Annotated in this window: 12 protein-coding genes; 4 read left to right on the top strand and 8 right to left on the bottom strand. The window is 58.6% G+C overall.

What is annotated here, in order from left to right; translation table 11 throughout:
• Window positions 1-87: 87 nt before the first annotated feature.
• The 5 genes from H4317_RS09975 to H4317_RS09955 all read right to left on the bottom strand — a co-directional run bounded on the left by H4317_RS09975 (window position 88) and on the right by H4317_RS09955 (window position 8,316).
• A complete protein-coding gene (locus tag H4317_RS09975) occupies window positions 88-546 on the bottom strand; it encodes a hypothetical protein (protein WP_185886337.1) in 459 nt (152 codons plus the stop codon).
• A gap of 115 nt (window positions 547-661) precedes the next feature.
• Window positions 662-2,491: a peptidoglycan D,D-transpeptidase FtsI family protein gene (locus H4317_RS09970; RefSeq protein ID WP_185886336.1), complete on the bottom strand. Its 1,830-nt coding sequence runs from the start codon at window positions 2,489-2,491 to the stop codon at window positions 662-664.
• A 371-nt stretch (window positions 2,492-2,862) separates the two neighbouring features.
• Window positions 2,863-3,651, bottom strand: coding sequence for an MBL fold metallo-hydrolase (locus H4317_RS09965; RefSeq protein WP_185886335.1), 789 nt, complete (start codon window positions 3,649-3,651; stop codon window positions 2,863-2,865).
• Window positions 3,652-4,493: 842 nt separating this feature from the next.
• Window positions 4,494-7,973 (bottom strand): methylmalonyl-CoA mutase family protein, encoded by a 3,480-nt coding sequence (locus tag H4317_RS09960; RefSeq protein WP_185886334.1) that lies wholly within the window; start codon window positions 7,971-7,973, stop codon window positions 4,494-4,496.
• 70 nt (window positions 7,974-8,043) lie between these two features.
• Window positions 8,044-8,316: a hypothetical protein gene (locus H4317_RS09955; protein ID WP_185886333.1), complete on the bottom strand. Its 273-nt coding sequence runs from the start codon at window positions 8,314-8,316 to the stop codon at window positions 8,044-8,046.
• Between the two features lie 334 nt (window positions 8,317-8,650).
• Here H4317_RS09955 and H4317_RS09950 point away from each other — a divergent pair, with 334 nt between their 5' ends.
• Window positions 8,651-8,860 (top strand): hypothetical protein, encoded by a 210-nt coding sequence (locus H4317_RS09950; protein ID WP_185886332.1) that lies wholly within the window; start codon window positions 8,651-8,653, stop codon window positions 8,858-8,860.
• Between the two features lie 33 nt (window positions 8,861-8,893).
• Here the strand turns inward: H4317_RS09950 and H4317_RS09945 are convergent, their stop codons facing one another.
• The 3 genes from H4317_RS09945 to H4317_RS09935 form a co-directional block, all read right to left on the bottom strand.
• Window positions 8,894-9,745, bottom strand: a complete 852-nt coding sequence (locus H4317_RS09945) for a hypothetical protein (protein WP_185886331.1) — start codon at window positions 9,743-9,745, stop codon at window positions 8,894-8,896.
• Between the two features lie 150 nt (window positions 9,746-9,895).
• Window positions 9,896-11,089 carry a formaldehyde dehydrogenase, glutathione-independent gene (gene fdhA, locus H4317_RS09940; protein ID WP_185886330.1) on the bottom strand — a complete coding sequence of 398 codons (1,194 nt, stop codon included), beginning with the start codon at window positions 11,087-11,089 and terminating at the stop codon, window positions 9,896-9,898.
• Between the two features lie 47 nt (window positions 11,090-11,136).
• A complete protein-coding gene (locus H4317_RS09935) occupies window positions 11,137-11,544 on the bottom strand; it encodes a GlcG/HbpS family heme-binding protein (RefSeq protein WP_185886329.1) in 408 nt (135 codons plus the stop codon).
• A gap of 319 nt (window positions 11,545-11,863) precedes the next feature.
• Between H4317_RS09935 and lepA the strand changes: the two genes are divergently transcribed.
• From lepA to H4317_RS09920, 3 genes are all read left to right on the top strand, one after another.
• Window positions 11,864-13,651 carry a translation elongation factor 4 gene (gene lepA / locus H4317_RS09930; protein WP_185886328.1) on the top strand — a complete coding sequence of 596 codons (1,788 nt, stop codon included), beginning with the start codon at window positions 11,864-11,866 and terminating at the stop codon, window positions 13,649-13,651.
• 103 nt (window positions 13,652-13,754) lie between these two features.
• Complete coding sequence (locus H4317_RS09925) at window positions 13,755-13,934, top strand: hypothetical protein (protein WP_185886327.1); 180 nt, start codon at window positions 13,755-13,757, stop codon at window positions 13,932-13,934.
• A 15-nt stretch (window positions 13,935-13,949) separates the two neighbouring features.
• Window positions 13,950-14,861, top strand: coding sequence for a bifunctional 5,10-methylenetetrahydrofolate dehydrogenase/5,10-methenyltetrahydrofolate cyclohydrolase (locus tag H4317_RS09920; RefSeq protein ID WP_185886326.1), 912 nt, complete (start codon window positions 13,950-13,952; stop codon window positions 14,859-14,861).
• Window positions 14,862-15,060 lie beyond the last annotated feature (199 nt).

Here is a 15,060-nt window from a genome sequence, read left to right as displayed (position 1 = left end):
TTGCTCGGAAACAGAGGTGCCGCCCGGATTGCTCCAGGCGGTGCCGTAAAAGCTGTGCACGTGCGGGGCAGTAGCACCTGGCAACGCCTATTTCTTCAGTACCAGCTCAGCCTTCTTAATCCTCAGCGTGGGGTTGGCGGCGGCTATCAGACGCGCTTTAAACGTGTAAGTGCCCGTTTGCGGAACCGTGACAGTTCCGTTCTTGCCGGTGAAACGCCACTTGGTTTTGCCATTGAAGGAGGTTTTAACCTCGCCTACCGTCACGTTCTTCTCGGTAGGGTCTACTTCGAGTTCCTGGTAAGGTGTGCCGTTTTGTAGGACCTGCACCTGAAAGCGTACCGGCGCATCGCCATCATACGCCATATCCATATCCGACCACAATGCTACCTCGTCTCCTTTCTGCAGCTGGAGCGCGGCTTCCTTCACTACATCTTGGCTTGGCGTGCTGATGGTGTTGATAGGAAGGCGAGCTATTTCTTTGCCAAATAGGCTGTCACAGGCACTGAGTGGTACCGCCAGCAGCAGGGCTACTGCAAGCTTGGGCATGCCGGATATAGGATAGGAGTGTCGCATAAGAAGTGAGGATTAAATCGGTACGCTCAGAGTTTCTCTGCAAAGACCCACAAGGTCGCTCCGCTGCTGCCTGGGACCTGCAACTTTGCTAATAGTCGTATTTCGCTCGGTGCTGGATGCGCTTTTCCCAGCGCTTGCGCTTGGGCGCGATGCTGCCACGCAGGTACTTTTCCATCACCATCACGGCGCAGGGCGCAGCGGCGGTAGCGCCGAAGCCGGCATTTTCGAGGTACACGGCCACGGCTATTTTGGGGTTGTTGGCGGGGGCAAAGCCAACAAAGGCGGCATGGTCGTCACCTTCGTCGTTTTCTACGGTACCAGTTTTGCCGGCCACCGTAATGCCTATGTCGGCGAGGCTGGAGGCATCGGCAGTGCCGCCGCGCTGCATCACGGCCACCATGCCGGGCACCAGCGCCGCAAAATGGACACTGTCGATGAGCGTGCGCCGCTTTTCCGTGAAGCGCGGCAAAGGACCACCCTGGCCGATACCGCGCACCAGATGGGGCGGATAGTACCAGCCGCGGTTGGCAATGATAGCGGTCATGTTGGCCATTTGCAGGCCTGTCAGGTTGATTTCGCCCTGCCCAATGCTGAGCGAGTAAATGGAGCGGTAAGTCCAGTTACGGGTGCGGCGTGCCTTATCGTAGTAGGCCGGGGTGGGCAGGAAGCCGGGTGCTTCGCGCGGGAAGTCTACGCCCAGCACCGAATCAAGCCCAAACGAGCGGACGTAGCGCCGCCACTCAGCCAGGTTGGCGTGGCGGGTCGCTACCGTATCCACCACGGCCAGGCTATCGGGCATACGGTTGATGAGGTTCTGCATCACCTGGTAGAAGTAGGGGTTGCAACTGTACTTCAGGCCTACGGTGAGGCTATTAGGCTTAGGGTGGTGGTGCACGCAGCTCACTAAGGTCTGGTCGCAGCGGAACGCAGTGGTAGGGCTGATGGCGCCCAGCTGCAGGGCCACAGCGGCATTCACCAGCTTAAATACCGAGCCAGGTGGGTTGGCCAGCATGGCGGGCCGGTTCAGCAGCGGCATGTTTTCGTGCTCCAGTAGCTCGGCGCGCACCCCGGCCCGGTCGGGAGCCGTGATGGTAGAGGGGTCAAACACCGGTGCCGATACATAGGCTAGGATTTCGCCGGTGCGCGGGTCGAGAGCTACGAGGTAGCCCTTGCGGTTGCCCAGCAGCTTTTCGGCGTAGGCCTGCAGCTTTACATCGAGGGTGAGGTGCAGGTCCTGGCCCTGCTGGAAGGTGGTGTCTTTGGCCCAGGTACCGTGCTGCTTGCCTTTGGCATCGAGCAGCGGGTGCAGGTAGCCGTGGCGGCCAGTGAGCAGGCCGTTGTAGTAGGCTTCTACGCCGCCGTTGCGCAGGCGGTAGAAACGGCCGCGTCGGTAGCTTTTGGCCTGCCGGAAGAAAGCCTGTGCCTCCGTGCTCTTATAGCCCAGCACAGAAGCCCCCGCGGCGGTAGTATATACGCGCTGATAGCGCCGGGTCAACTTCAGAGTAGGCCAGTCGGCGCTGTCGCGGCGGACGCGCTTCACTTCGGATTTGGTAAGGCGGAGCTGGACCGGAGAGCTGGGCCGGGCACCTGGGTAGGGCAGGGCCTCGGCAATGCGCCGCCGGACGGTGGTGGAGTCCCAGCCGAGCAGCTTGCCCAGGGCCAGGGTGTCGAGCGGGGGGCGGCGCGGCAGCTGCAGCAGAAACTGAGGGCGGGTGGCTATCAGCACCGAGTCGTAACGGTCGAGCACGCGGCCCCGGTAGAGCGAGTCGTTCACCACCACGCGCCGCTGGGTGTAGACTTCGCCGGTGGTAGGGTCCTGGGTGGGTACGTTCGTCTGCGGATCAGGAGACGAACAAGCCGCCAACCCGGCGAGCAGGGCCAACAGACTTTTTCCCCACTTCATGAAAACCGTGCGCATGGGGTAAAGCTAGACAATTGCCGGACGACGGAGCCTGGCGTTCTGCTGAAGGTGCGCAGCGCGGGTTATCTAGAGCAGGAATGCTGCCAGAGCAAGGCCAACTCACTCCGGCAGAAGCCGGGTGATGGCCGGGGCTGCGCTGGTAGATGCCCTGATGACTAGGTGCGCCAGCTGGATGAGGATATGTCGGCTTTTACTCTGTTCAACCGGAGCCTGTACGCGGCTACCCCCAGGCCTGCAAGCTGCTAACGACAAGCGGGAAAGATGGCGGTGAGGAGGTGAAGGGATGGTTGGGTGGAAGCAAATGCAAACGGCCCGCTTCCACAAGCGGGCCGCTTTTGTGCTGTACTGGCGTGAATGTATGTGTTGGCCTACTGGGCTGTCGGATACCAGTTGCGCAGCCGAACGTCAATTTTCTTATTGGCCGTGTTTACGGTTTTCTTGAAGCCGTCTACGTCGCTCAGGCCGTTCTGGCCCCGGTAGTGATACGGATACACAATGCCGGGCTTGAAGGCCAATACGCCCTGCGCGGCCTGCTGCACGTCCATGGTGTAGGGCAGGTTCATGCAAACAAACGCCACGTCGATACCTTTGAGGGCGCGCATCTCGGCCGTGTCTTCGGTGTCGCCGGACACATACACGTTCTTGCCACCCAGGTTCAGCACGTAGCCGTTGCCCCGGCCTTTGGTGTGCGGCGCGTCGGGGGCTTCGGGCAGGTTGTACATCGGAATGGCCGAAACCCGCAGGCCCAGCGTATCGAGCTGCTGCCCGTTGCCCAGGATGCGGATCTGGGCTTTGTACTCGGCGGGCAGCTTATCGGCCACGGCCTGGGGCACTATCATCAGTGCCTTTCCCACGGAAAGGCCCGCTAGCGTCTTTGGGTCCAGGTGGTCGCCGTGAATGTCGGTAATGAGGACTACATCGGGGGCGGCCAGGCCGGCGTAGGCCGCCGCCCCGCCGTAAGGGTCCACGTAAATGGTCTTGCCATTCCAGGTAAACACTACGCTGCCGTGGGTGATGGGCTGCACCGTGAGCGGACCTTGCTTGGTGGCAATCTGGTCGGCGGCCGCCCGCGGTGCGGGGGCGGTGGGGGCGGTTTGGGCCTGCGCCTGCACGGTAGCCGCAGCCAGGGCCGCCGCGAGGATAAGGGTGGATTTCATCGGGTTTCTGCTTGTTGAGTAAAAGGTGCGAAGGGGTTGTTACGCAGCTCGGCTTTCGACGTCTAGGCGGGCCGCAAGCGCATCAAGGAGTTTCAGATTGCTAACTAACCCACGGCGGGGGCGAAAGTTCGGCCAGCCACGCTTGCAAAGGGTAGCCGCCGTGTTGCTGGCGTGTAACACATGGATGGAGCATGAAAAACGCCGCCCGGATTGCTCTAGGCGGCGTGGGTTCGGGTTGCCGCTGGGGCGGCGTTAGAGGTAATGCCGTAGTTACGTGTTAGGCTGCGCTAAACTCGTATCAGTTGAAGCTTAGTAAAGTAAGTTGATGTAGAGGTATAGTATGTATATAAAAAAGCAAATTGGAGCAATAGAAAAAAGACCAGCAGTGCTAATTGAAGGCTTGTAGTTGTTATTAAAAGACTTGATGTGGTTGTATATGATTATAGCAAAAATGAGAAGAGGAAGAAAATAAAAAAGTATCTCGTAGTTTTTAAAGTTAGTGCGAGAAAAAAAGTATATACATGCATATGCTGGCCATATACTCATCAATGCCAAGGTTATAAATGCAATGATTTTCCCTGGTTTTGGTAAAACCATAAATAGCCAACTGCTTATCCCAAAGTGTAATATGCTACCGATATAGCTGATGATAGGAGTAAAAGATATTCCAGCAGCAACTGCTGACATAGTAGCAAAAATCATGTAAATCCACAATGCAGATATAAGTGATAAGGCATATGAGAGGTAAGAGCGTATCATCTTTAATGATTAGTAAATAAAACAAAAAACGGGTGCCACCTCAGCAAGGTAGCACCCTTTCTTATTGACCTAAACTAGCTGTTCTACATATTCCGGCGGTACTGACCGCCGACTTCAAACAGCGCGTTTGTAATCTGGCCGAGGGAGCAGAACTTCACGGTTTCCATTAGCTCCTCGAAGAGGTTGCCGTTGGCAATGGCTACCTGTTGCAGCTGCTTCAGGCGCTGCTCGGCGGTGCCTTCGTTGCGGGCGTGCAGGTTCTGGAGCATAGCTATTTGATACTGCTTTTCCTCTTCCGTGGCGCGGATTACCTCGGCCGGAATGACCGTGGGCGAGCCTTTCGAGGAGAGGAAGGTGTTCACTCCTATTATGGGGTACTCGCCCGTGTGCTTGAGCATCTCGTAGTGCATGCTTTCCTCCTGAATCTTGCCGCGCTGGTACATGGTTTCCATGGCGCCCAGCACGCCGCCCCGCTCGGTGATGCGGTCAAACTCCATGAGTACGGCCTCTTCCACCAGGTCGGTCAGCTCCTCGATGATAAAGGAGCCCTGGAGCGGATTTTCGTTTTTGGCTAAGCCCAACTCCCGGTTGATGATGAGCTGAATGGCCATGGCCCGGCGCACCGATTCCTCGGTGGGCGTGGTGATGGCCTCGTCGTAGGCGTTGGTGTGCAGGGAGTTGCAGTTGTCGTAGATGGCGTAGAGGGCCTGCAGGGTGGTGCGGATATCGTTGAAGTCGATTTCCTGGGCGTGCAGGCTCCGGCCGCTGGTCTGGATATGGTACTTGAGCATCTGGCTCCGGGCGTCGGCGCCGTACTTGAGCTTCATAGCCTTGGCCCAGATGCGGCGCGCCACCCGGCCGATAACGGCGTACTCGGGGTCGATGCCGTTGGAGAAGAAGAAGGAGAGGTTGGGCGCGAAGTCGTTCACACTCATGCCCCGGCTCACGTAGTACTCCACGAAGGTGAAGCCGTTGGACAGCGTCAGGGCCAGCTGGGTGAGCGGGTTGGCGCCGGCCTCGGCAATGTGGTAGCCCGAAATGGACACCGAGTAGAAGTTGCGGACCTTCTCCTTGATGAAGTACTCCTGCACGTCGCCCATCAGGCGCAGGGCGAATTCGGTGCTGAAGATGCAGGTGTTCTGGGCCTGGTCTTCCTTGAGGATGTCGGCCTGCACGGTGCCGCGCACCTGGCTGAGGGTGCGCTTCTTAATGGTTTCGTACACGTCGGCGGGCAGCACCTGGTCGCCGGTCACGCCGAGCAGCAGCAGGCCCAGGCCGTCGTTGCCGGCGGGCAGCTCGCCCTGGTAGCGGGGGCGGTTGAGGCCTTTGGCGGCGTAGAGCTGGTTGATCTTGGCGTCGACGTCGGCCTCGATGCCCTGCTCTTTAATGTACAGCTCACACTGCTGGTCGATGGCGGCGTTCATGAAGAAGGCGGCCAGGGTGGCGGCGGGGCCGTTGATGGTCATCGACACCGAGGTGCTGGGGTTGGCCAGGTTGAAGCCCGAGTAGAGCTTCTTGGCGTCGTCGAGGCAGCAGATGCTCACGCCGGCGTTGCCGATCTTGCCGTAGATGTCGGGGCGGTGGTCGGGGTCTTCGCCGTAGAGCGTCACCGAATCGAAGGCCGTGGACAGGCGCTTGGCGGGCAGGCCCATGCTCACGTAGTGGAAGCGGCGGTTGGTGCGCTCGGGGCCACCTTCGCCGGCAAACATGCGGGTCGGGTCTTCGCCCTCACGCTTGAAGGGGAACACGCCGGCGGTGTAAGGAAACTCGCCGGGCACGTTTTCCTGGAGCTGCCAGCGCAGGAGGTCACCCCAGGCCGTGTAGCGCGGCAAACTGACTTTGGGAATCTGCTGGTTGGAGAGGCTAGTGGTGTGGGTCTGGATGCGGATTTCCTTGTCGCGCACCTTGAAGACGAACTCCGGGGCCTTATACGAGGCTACCTTTTGCGGCCAGGCCTCCAGGAGTTTCCAGTTCTGCCCGTCCAGCCGAAGCTTGACCTCCTCGAAGGTGCTCTCCAGGCCGGATACGAGGCTTCCTGCTCCGGATCCGTGGCTGCTGCTCCCGGCGCCAGGTCCTCCACTGGTGGGGTTTCCGTCGAGGCTTTGGACGGCTCCAATTGCCTGCCGGATTCCGTAAAGTTGCTGAGCGACGTCAGACTGTTTTTGAACCCACTGGTCATACTGGCGGTTGGTTTCGGCTATTTCAGAAAGGTAACGCGTGCGGTGCGGCGGAATGATATAAATCTTCTCCGAGTCTTCGGTCGTGGTTTCGAGGTGTGACGCAAACGGCACCCCAGTCTTGGCTTCTACGGTACTCAGGATGGCGCGGTACAGCCGGTTCATGCCTGGGTCGTTGAACTGCGAGGCAATGGTGCCAAATACCGGCATGTCATCCAGCGGCTTGTCCCAGAGCTGGTGGTTGCGCTGGTACTGCTTGCGTACGTCGCGCAGGGCGTCCAGCGCGCCGCGCTTGTCGAACTTGTTGAGGGCAATGACGTCGGCGAAATCGAGCATGTCGATTTTCTCCAGCTGGGTGGCCGCGCCGTACTCGGGCGTCATCACATAGAGGCTGGCGTCGGAGTGCTCGATGATTTCGGTGTCGGACTGGCCGATGCCGGAGGTTTCGAGGATGATCAGGTCGAAGTCGGCGGCGCGTACTACGTCCACGGCGTCCTGCACGTACTTGCTCAGGGCCAGGTTGCTCTGGCGCGTGGCCAGGCTGCGCATGTACACCCGCGGCGAGTTGATGGAGTTCATCCGGATACGGTCGCCGAGCAGGGCCCCACCCGTTTTGCGCTTGCTGGGGTCTACAGAAATAATGGCAATGGTCTTGTCGGGGAAGTCCAGCAGAAAGCGGCGCACCAACTCATCCACGAGGCTCGACTTGCCCGCACCACCCGTTCCCGTGATGCCCAGAATAGGGGCTTTCCTGGTTTCGGCCGGGGTAGGGTTGAGGCGCTGGTCGGCACCGCCTTCGGCCGTCTGGAAATCGGCAATCAGCTGGCCTTTCACCCGCTCAAACTCCTGCGGGAAGTTTTCGGCAGCCGAAATCAGGCGGCCAATGCTGCGGGCGTCTTTCTCCTTCACGTGGCCGGCCTCCCCATTGAGGTTCTGGCCGGTTGGGAAGTCGGATTTCTGCAGCAGGTCGTTGATCATGCCCTGCAGGCCCATTGCACGGCCGTTGTCGGGCGAGTAGATGCGCTCAATGCCGTAGGCTTCCAGCTCCTCAATTTCGGTAGGCAGAATGACGCCGCCGCCACCGCCAAAGATTTTCACGTGCCCCGCGCCGCGCTCCTTGAGCAGGTCGTGCATGTACTTGAAGTACTCGTTGTGGCCGCCCTGGTAAGAGGTAATGGCAATGGCCTGGGCATCTTCCTGAATGGCACAGTCCACGATTTCCTGCACCGAGCGGTTGTGGCCCAGGTGAATTACTTCGGCGCCGCTGCTCTGGATAATGCGGCGCATGATATTGATAGCGGCGTCGTGCCCATCAAACAGGGCCGCGGCCGTCACGATGCGGATGTGGTTCTGAGGCTTATAGGGAGCTGCAGGAGCTACTGACATAGCAGTGGGAAGTTGGGTGGAAATTGGGGCAGCCAAGGTACGAAAAAAGCCCCGGCAGGGTAGGCCGGGGCTATTGCAGGAATTGAATGGAGGCAACAGTCCGCACGATTTCGGCGCGCACAACCGGGCTGATTTCAGCAAGTGGATATTTCCGGAGCGCGGCGTTCAAGGAGTCCATAGTTGCGGCTTTGCTTAACAGAAGCGGAACGACAGTGGCGGCTTTGCTGCCATTGATGACCAAAATCGGGCCTTCGTGCGAGTAGTCATCGAAGTGCCACAGACCCCGAAAGTGCTGATCCACCACGATAGGCCAGTAATCGTACCGCGTCAAAAGCTTCGGCATGTTTCGATATTCTTCGGGCAGTCGTTCGTTGGCGGCCCGGCGTAGTACCGCCAGCTTTGCCGGGGTTAGTCTGAAACGCCGCTCCCGTTGCTGGTCGGTAAGTTCGGTATCAACAACAGGACGGAATCCCAGGCAACTGGACAGCAGGGAGAGACATAGGCAAGGAAGATTGAGGAACCGCATAAGTGGGCTTGTAGGGGCAAGTTAAGCGTTAGAAGAGGTCTTAAACGCCACCCTTGTCTCAGAGCCAGAGCTAGTAGTCCCAGTGTCATAAGCTGCTGCGGAGGCGGCAAGGGCCGCTGACTGAGTGACAACGGCCGTTGCTCTCGTGACATTGAGCAGTGACCTAGTGGCAACGGCCGCTGACCTAGTGGCAATGGCTTCTGCCGAGGTGACAATGGCCGGTGGCGGGGTGGCAACGCCCGCTGCCTTGGTGACATTGATTGGTGACGGGGTGGCAATGGCCGGTGCCGAGGCGTCAAGAGCTGCTGCTTTAGTGACAATGAGCACTGACGGGGTGGCAATGCCCGTGAACTACGCGTAATGGCTGCTGGCCGCTTCACACGTGGCGGTAGGGCTACCCAAATGAAATGCCGGATGCCAGCACCAGTCGCCAAGCCAGCAGCGCACCGCTCAGCAACAGAAGCACGCCGGTAGCCAGCCGCGTGCGGCTGGGGCTTTCAATCGTGTCTTCAAACGATTCGTTGGTACAGGCCATGTAGAGCGGGCCCAGCAGCAGCAGCATAGCCACATAGCGCAACTGCTCGGTAAGGCTCTGAGTAGGCCAGTGCAGTAGCAGCAGTACCGCGCTGCCCACCAGCCACGGCAGCAACACCGCCGACACCAACAGGCGCCGCCGATTGTGGTACTGCATCATTGTAATAGAGTCGTGGCTCTGCAGAAAAAGTATGGCGGCCAGATAGCCCACTACCATCTGTAGCATAGCAGCCAGCAGCGCTACTATCACATTCAGAGCATTGCCGGCCTTGAAGAGCCAGCTGGGGACAAACCAAGTGCCGCTTTGGGTGAGCGTGTCGGCCGCCAGTGCCCCCAGTGAAAGGTTGCAGGCGTGCAGTATCATCCAGAACAGAAACAGCTTCAGCAGGCCCCGGCGCCGGCGGGCCCATTTCCAGAACAGCCACAGCGCCCCGATACCCAACCCCAGGCTTACCACCGGCCCAATCCCGTACACGGCCAGCACCGCTGCCTGCCACCATTCCGAGTCGGCCATCCGGAACTGCAGGCGCCCCAACTGCCAGGTGCCCCGGATTCCGAGCTGTGCAGCTGTGGCCACGGTAGCCAGCTGAAAGGCACTCTGCACGGCCAGATAGGCCAGCAGATAGAGCGCCGTGGCATTCACTGCCACGATGGAGGCCTTGCCGGAGTCAGACGAGGGAATGAGGGAGGCGCGGGTAAGGTCTGATTCCATGAGAGCGGGACGGTGGCGGCCGAAAATAGCGACTTGAGCGGACAACTGCCATTGCACCGGAAAAGCCGGTTCAGAACTTACTGCCTAAAAACACAAGCGCCGGACTACCCGAGGGCAGGCCGGCGCTTGGGCCGCGAAACCAGCGCATTGCTACGCCGGTATCAGGTTGTGTGGATTGATGACGAATTTCTTCGCTACGCCGCTGTCAAACTCAGCGTAGCCTTCCGGGGCCTGGTCGAGGGTGATGATTTCTACGTTGACGGCTTTGGCAATCTGCACCTTGTCGTACAGAATGGCCTGCATCAGCTGGCGGTTGTAGCTCATCACCGGTGTCTGGCCGGTATGAAAGGAGTGACTTTTGGCCCAGCCCAACCCAAAGCGGATGGACAGATTACCGGTTTTAGCCGCTTTTTCCTTGGCACCGGGGTCGTCCGTTACGTAGAGGCCGGGAATGCCAATGGAGCCGCCCGCCCGCGTGATTTCCATAAGCGAGTTCAGCACGGCGGCGGGTACTTCGGTTTTGGCCTGAGTGCCGTGCCCACTGGCCTCAAAGCCCACGCAGTCGATGGCACAGTCAATTTCTGGCACCCCCAGGATGTTGGCAATCTGGTCGGCCAAGTTGGCGTCTTCATTCAGGTCCACGGTTTCGCAACCGAAGGAGCGGGCGTGCGCCAGCCGGGCTTTGTTCATGTCCCCGACAATGACTACCGCGGCTCCCAGCAGCAGTGCCGACGCGGCGGCCGCCAGTCCTACGGGGCCGGCTCCGGCCACATACACTGTAGTGCCCGGGCCTACACCCGCCTTCACCGCCCCATGAAAGCCGGTCGGAAAAATGTCGCTCAGCATGGTCAGGTCCCAGATTTTCTCCATGGCCTGGTCCTTGTTCGGAAACTTGAGCAGGTTGAAGTCAGCGTAAGGTACCATTACATACTCGGCCTGGCCACCTACCCAGCCGCCCATATCCACGTAGCCGTAGGCCCCGCCGGCGCGGCCCTCATTCACAGTCAAACAAATGCCTGTCTTCATTTCCTTGCAGGTGCGGCACCGTCCGCAGGCTACATTGAACGGCACCGATACCAGGTCGCCCTTTTTCAGGAACTCTACATCGGCTCCGGTGTCAATTACTTCGCCCGTTATTTCATGGCCTAGCACCAGGCCCGCAGGAGCCGTGGTCCGGCCGCGTACCATGTGCTGGTCGGAGCCGCAAATGTTGGTGGAAACCACCTTCAGAATCACGCCATGGGTTATTTTTTTGCCCTTGGGGTTTTTCAGCTCAGGAAAGTCAATGCTTTGTACCTCGACCTTGCCCGGCCCCAAGTACACTACGCCTCGGTTGCTTGCCATATACTTCAGGAATTAAAGTGAATGAAAATGCCTGGGAGTCCGGCAGGCTACCTGCCGGCCAGCGCCTGCACGCCGGCTTCGGCCACGGCGTGGTCGTCTTCCACGGTGCTGCCCGATACGCCGATGGCCCCGATAACCTTGCCTTGGGCGTCTTTAATTGGGATGCCGCCGGGGAAGGTGATGAGCCCGCCATTGGAGTGCTCGATGTTGTAGAGCGAACCGCCGGGCTGCGACAGGCTCCCAATGGCGCCGGTCGGCATGTCGAAGAAGCGGGCGGTTTTGGCCTTCTTGATGGAAATGTCCAGTGAACCCAGCCAGGCGTCGTCCATGCGGATGAAGGCCGTGAGGTTGGCACCCGCATCCACTACAGCAATATTCATTTTGACGCCCATCTCAATGGACTTCTGATGTGCGGCCTGCACAGCGGCCTGAGCCTGTTCGAGGTTTATGCTCATGATGGAGTGGGGTTAGAAAGCGGAAATGATGCCTTCAACAACGCGAAACTCGACTTGGCGGTCAACTCAGGCGGCATGGTTGCGACGATACATGCTACTATTTGCGACAATAGTGTAATTCACTCTGATGTATTGCCAATACGGTTAGTCAGCGAGTCAAGCCAGGTACTTGATGCCCGCTACGAAAAGAGGAGAACAAGGTGCCACAGTGGGCTGATATGGTGGAGGGAAAGCACATTCTGCTAACGGGCGCTGCCGGGTTCAGTTAGCTTTTCCGGCCCTTGTTTCGTACCTTCGCCCTCGGAAAAAACCGCCTCTAGTGAAGAACATCCGCAATTTCTGCATCATTGCTCACATCGACCACGGCAAAAGCACGCTGGCCGACCGCCTGTTGGAATTCACCAGCACGGTGGCCAAGCGCGACATGCAAGCCCAGCTCCTCGACAACATGGACCTGGAGCGGGAGCGGGGCATTACCATCAAGAGCCACGCCATTCAGATGCAGTACCCCTACAAAGGGGAAATCTACACGCTCAACCTGATTGATACGCCCGGCCACGTCGATTTCAGCTACGAAGTATCCCGCTCCATTGCGGCCTGCGAAGGCGCGCTGCTGATTGTGGATTCGTCGCAGGGAATTGAAGCCCAGACGATTTCGAACCTGTACCTGGCCATCGGCTCCGACCTGACCATCATTCCGGTTCTCAACAAAATCGATTTGCCGCACTCCATGCCGGAAGAGGTGTCCGATGAAATTGTGGACCTCATCGGCTGCGACCGGGACGAAATCATCCCGGCCTCGGGCAAATCCGGTATCGGCATCAAGGAGATTCTGGACGCCATCTGTGACCGGATTCCGGCTCCTAAAGGCGACCCGGAAGCGCCGCTGCAGGCTCTCATCTTCGATTCCGTTTTCAATTCCTACCGCGGCATCGAGGTTCTGTTCCGTATCAAAAACGGCACCATGCGCAAGGGCGACAAGCTCCGCTTCATGGCCACCGGCAAGGAATACGGAGCCGACGAAATCGGTATTCTGGGCCTGAACCAGGAGCCGCGCCCCGAAATGAGCGCCGGCAACGTGGGCTACCTGATTTCGGGTATCAAAGAAGCCCGCGAAGTGAAGGTAGGTGACACTATCACGCACGTAGCCCGGCCCACCACGGAAGCCATTCAGGGCTTCGCCGACGTGAAGCCGATGGTATTCGCCGGTATCTACCCCGTGGATACTACCGAGTACGAAGAGTTGCGTTCCTGCATGGAAAAGCTGCAGCTTAACGATGCCTCCCTGGTGTGGGAACCCGAAACGTCGGTGGCGCTGGGCTTCGGCTTCCGCTGCGGCTTCCTGGGCATGCTGCATATGGAAATTGTGCAGGAGCGTCTGGAGCGCGAGTTCAATATGACGGTGATTACCACCGTGCCCTCGGTGCAGTTCCACGCAACTGGCACCAAAGACCAGTTGTTGACCATTAACGCCCCGAGCGAAATGCCCGAGCCGAACATGATCAAGCACATTGAGGAGCCCTACATCAAGGCTCAGATCATTACGGCGGCTGATTACGTGGGGCCCATTATCACGCTCTGCATGGAGAAGCGCGGCATCATCAAGGGCCAGAGCTACCTGACTTCCGAGCGGGTGGAGCTGTCGTTTGAGCTGCCGCTGTCGGAAATCGTGTTCGACTTCTTCGACAAGCTCAAGACCATTTCGCGCGGCTACGCGTCACTGGACTACGAGCTGATTGGCTTTCGCGAGTCGGATATGGTGAAGCTGGACATCATGCTGAACGGCGAGAAGGTGGATGCGCTGTCGGCCATCGTACACCGCTCCAAGAGCTATGAATGGGGTCGTCGCCTCTGCGAAAAGCTTCGGGAGTTGCTCCCACGCCAGCAGTTTGAAATAGCTATCCAGGCCAGTATTGGGCAGAAAATCATTTCGCGCGAAACCGTGAAAGCCCTCCGCAAAAACGTAATTGCCAAGTGCTACGGCGGCGACATCAGCCGCAAGCGCAAGCTGCTCGAAAAGCAGAAGGAAGGCAAGAAGCGGATGCGCCAGGTAGGTTCCGTAGAGATACCTCAGGAGGCTTTTCTAGCTGTTTTGAAAATCGATTAAAGAGTGGAACGCGCCCCGCCGGGGCGCGTTTTTTTGTGCTGCTTTCTAATTTTTCACCTCATACACTTCTTGACACGGCGTGATATGATCATTCATCAAACAAATGCCTGACAAACTCATCAAGAACTGTACGAGCCAGGAACAGCTGGAAAAGATCATCAAAGGGCAAGAGCGCAAGTTCCGGTGGAGGGACGACTGGCCCACGATGGAAGCCGCCCTACAGGCCGCCGGTACAGCCGCCATTGCTGCCCACGAAAGCAAAAAAACTTCCGACCAAGCATAAACTTCTGTTTCCTGCATGACTACTGCCCCCGACGCCACAACCTACCGCCTCATCGACGGCAAGCAAACCGCCGAGGCTATCAAAGAAGAAATTGCTGCCGAAGTGGCTCAGCGCAAAGCTGCCGGCCAGAAGGTGCCTCATCTGGCGGCCATTCTGGTGGGCCACGATGGCGGCTCCGAAACCTACGTGCGCAACAAAGTGCTGGCCTGCGAGCGGGTGGGCTTCGAGAGCACACTGCTACGCTACGAGGATACCATCACCGAGGCCGAACTGTTGGCTAAAGTGGAGGAGCTGAACCAAGACGCCAGCATCGATGGATTCATTGTGCAACTCCCGCTGCCGCGCCACATCGACACCAACAAGGTGATAGAGGCCGTGCGCCCAGAGAAGGACGTGGATGGATTTCACCCCATGAACATCGGCCGGATGGTAGCCGGGCTGCCCGCACTGCTGCCTGCTACGCCCTCGGGAATCGTAGAGCTGTTGCGCCGCTACGAGCTGCCTACCGATGGGAAGCATTGCGTGGTAATTGGGCGTAGTAACATTGTGGGTACGCCGGTTAGCATTCTGCTTGCCAAGAATTTAGAGCCCGGTAACTGCACCGTGACTTTATGCCATTCCCGCACTCAGAATCTGCCTGAAATTACTCGCACCGCCGACATACTGGTTGCTGCTATTGGCCGCCCCGGATTCGTGACGGCAGACATGGTGAAGCCCGGCGCCGTTGTAATTGACGTAGGTACTACCCGCGTTGATGATGCCGCTAAAAAATCGGGTTGGGCCTTGCGAGGCGACGTAAATTTCTCTGAAGTTGCGCCCAAGGCATCCTACATCACACCGGTACCGGGTGGGGTAGGCCCCATGACCATTGCTATGCTGCTCCTGAACACGTTGCGCGCTGCTAAGGGCGAGGTGTATCCGCGCTAGAATCCAATAAAAACAGCCCCGGGCTTTTGATTTTCGGGGAGTTGTACTACTTTTAAAGTCGGGCCGACGGAGAAGGAGCTGAATTACGTAAATTCAGAATGCCTGCCGCCAGCCTGGCTTTACTTGTTTTAATACCGTTTTGCTGCACGAACTTCCTCTTGTGTCGGCGGCCTCCGTTTCCTCTGAGGTACCGGCTCCC

This window comes from Hymenobacter sediminicola (assembly GCF_014250515.1).
GTDB classification, from domain to species: domain Bacteria; phylum Bacteroidota; class Bacteroidia; order Cytophagales; family Hymenobacteraceae; genus Hymenobacter; species Hymenobacter sediminicola.
This window is presented reverse-complemented; position numbering and strand designations above follow the sequence as displayed.

What these genes read in the sequence shown, in the direction of transcription:
- H4317_RS09965 (WP_185886335.1), bottom strand. Translation starts at nt 3,651, where the DNA reads ATGAAATCCACCCTTATCCTCGCGGCGGCCCTGGCTGCGGCTACCGTG.
- H4317_RS09970 (WP_185886336.1), bottom strand. Translation starts at nt 2,491, where the DNA reads ATGCGCACGGTTTTCATGAAGTGGGGAAAAAGTCTGTTGGCCCTGCTC.
- H4317_RS09955 (WP_185886333.1), bottom strand. Translation starts at nt 8,316, where the DNA reads ATGCCGAAGCTTTTGACGCGGTACGATTACTGGCCTATCGTGGTGGAT.
- fdhA (WP_185886330.1), bottom strand. Translation starts at nt 11,089, where the DNA reads ATGGCAAGCAACCGAGGCGTAGTGTACTTGGGGCCGGGCAAGGTCGAG.
- H4317_RS09960 (WP_185886334.1), bottom strand. Translation starts at nt 7,973, where the DNA reads ATGTCAGTAGCTCCTGCAGCTCCCTATAAGCCTCAGAACCACATCCGC.
- H4317_RS09925 (WP_185886327.1), top strand. Translation starts at nt 13,755, where the DNA reads ATGCCTGACAAACTCATCAAGAACTGTACGAGCCAGGAACAGCTGGAA.
- H4317_RS09935 (WP_185886329.1), bottom strand. Translation starts at nt 11,544, where the DNA reads ATGAGCATAAACCTCGAACAGGCTCAGGCCGCTGTGCAGGCCGCACAT.
- H4317_RS09920 (WP_185886326.1), top strand. Translation starts at nt 13,950, where the DNA reads ATGACTACTGCCCCCGACGCCACAACCTACCGCCTCATCGACGGCAAG.
- H4317_RS09945 (WP_185886331.1), bottom strand. Translation starts at nt 9,745, where the DNA reads ATGGAATCAGACCTTACCCGCGCCTCCCTCATTCCCTCGTCTGACTCC.
- H4317_RS09975 (WP_185886337.1), bottom strand. Translation starts at nt 546, where the DNA reads ATGCCCAAGCTTGCAGTAGCCCTGCTGCTGGCGGTACCACTCAGTGCC.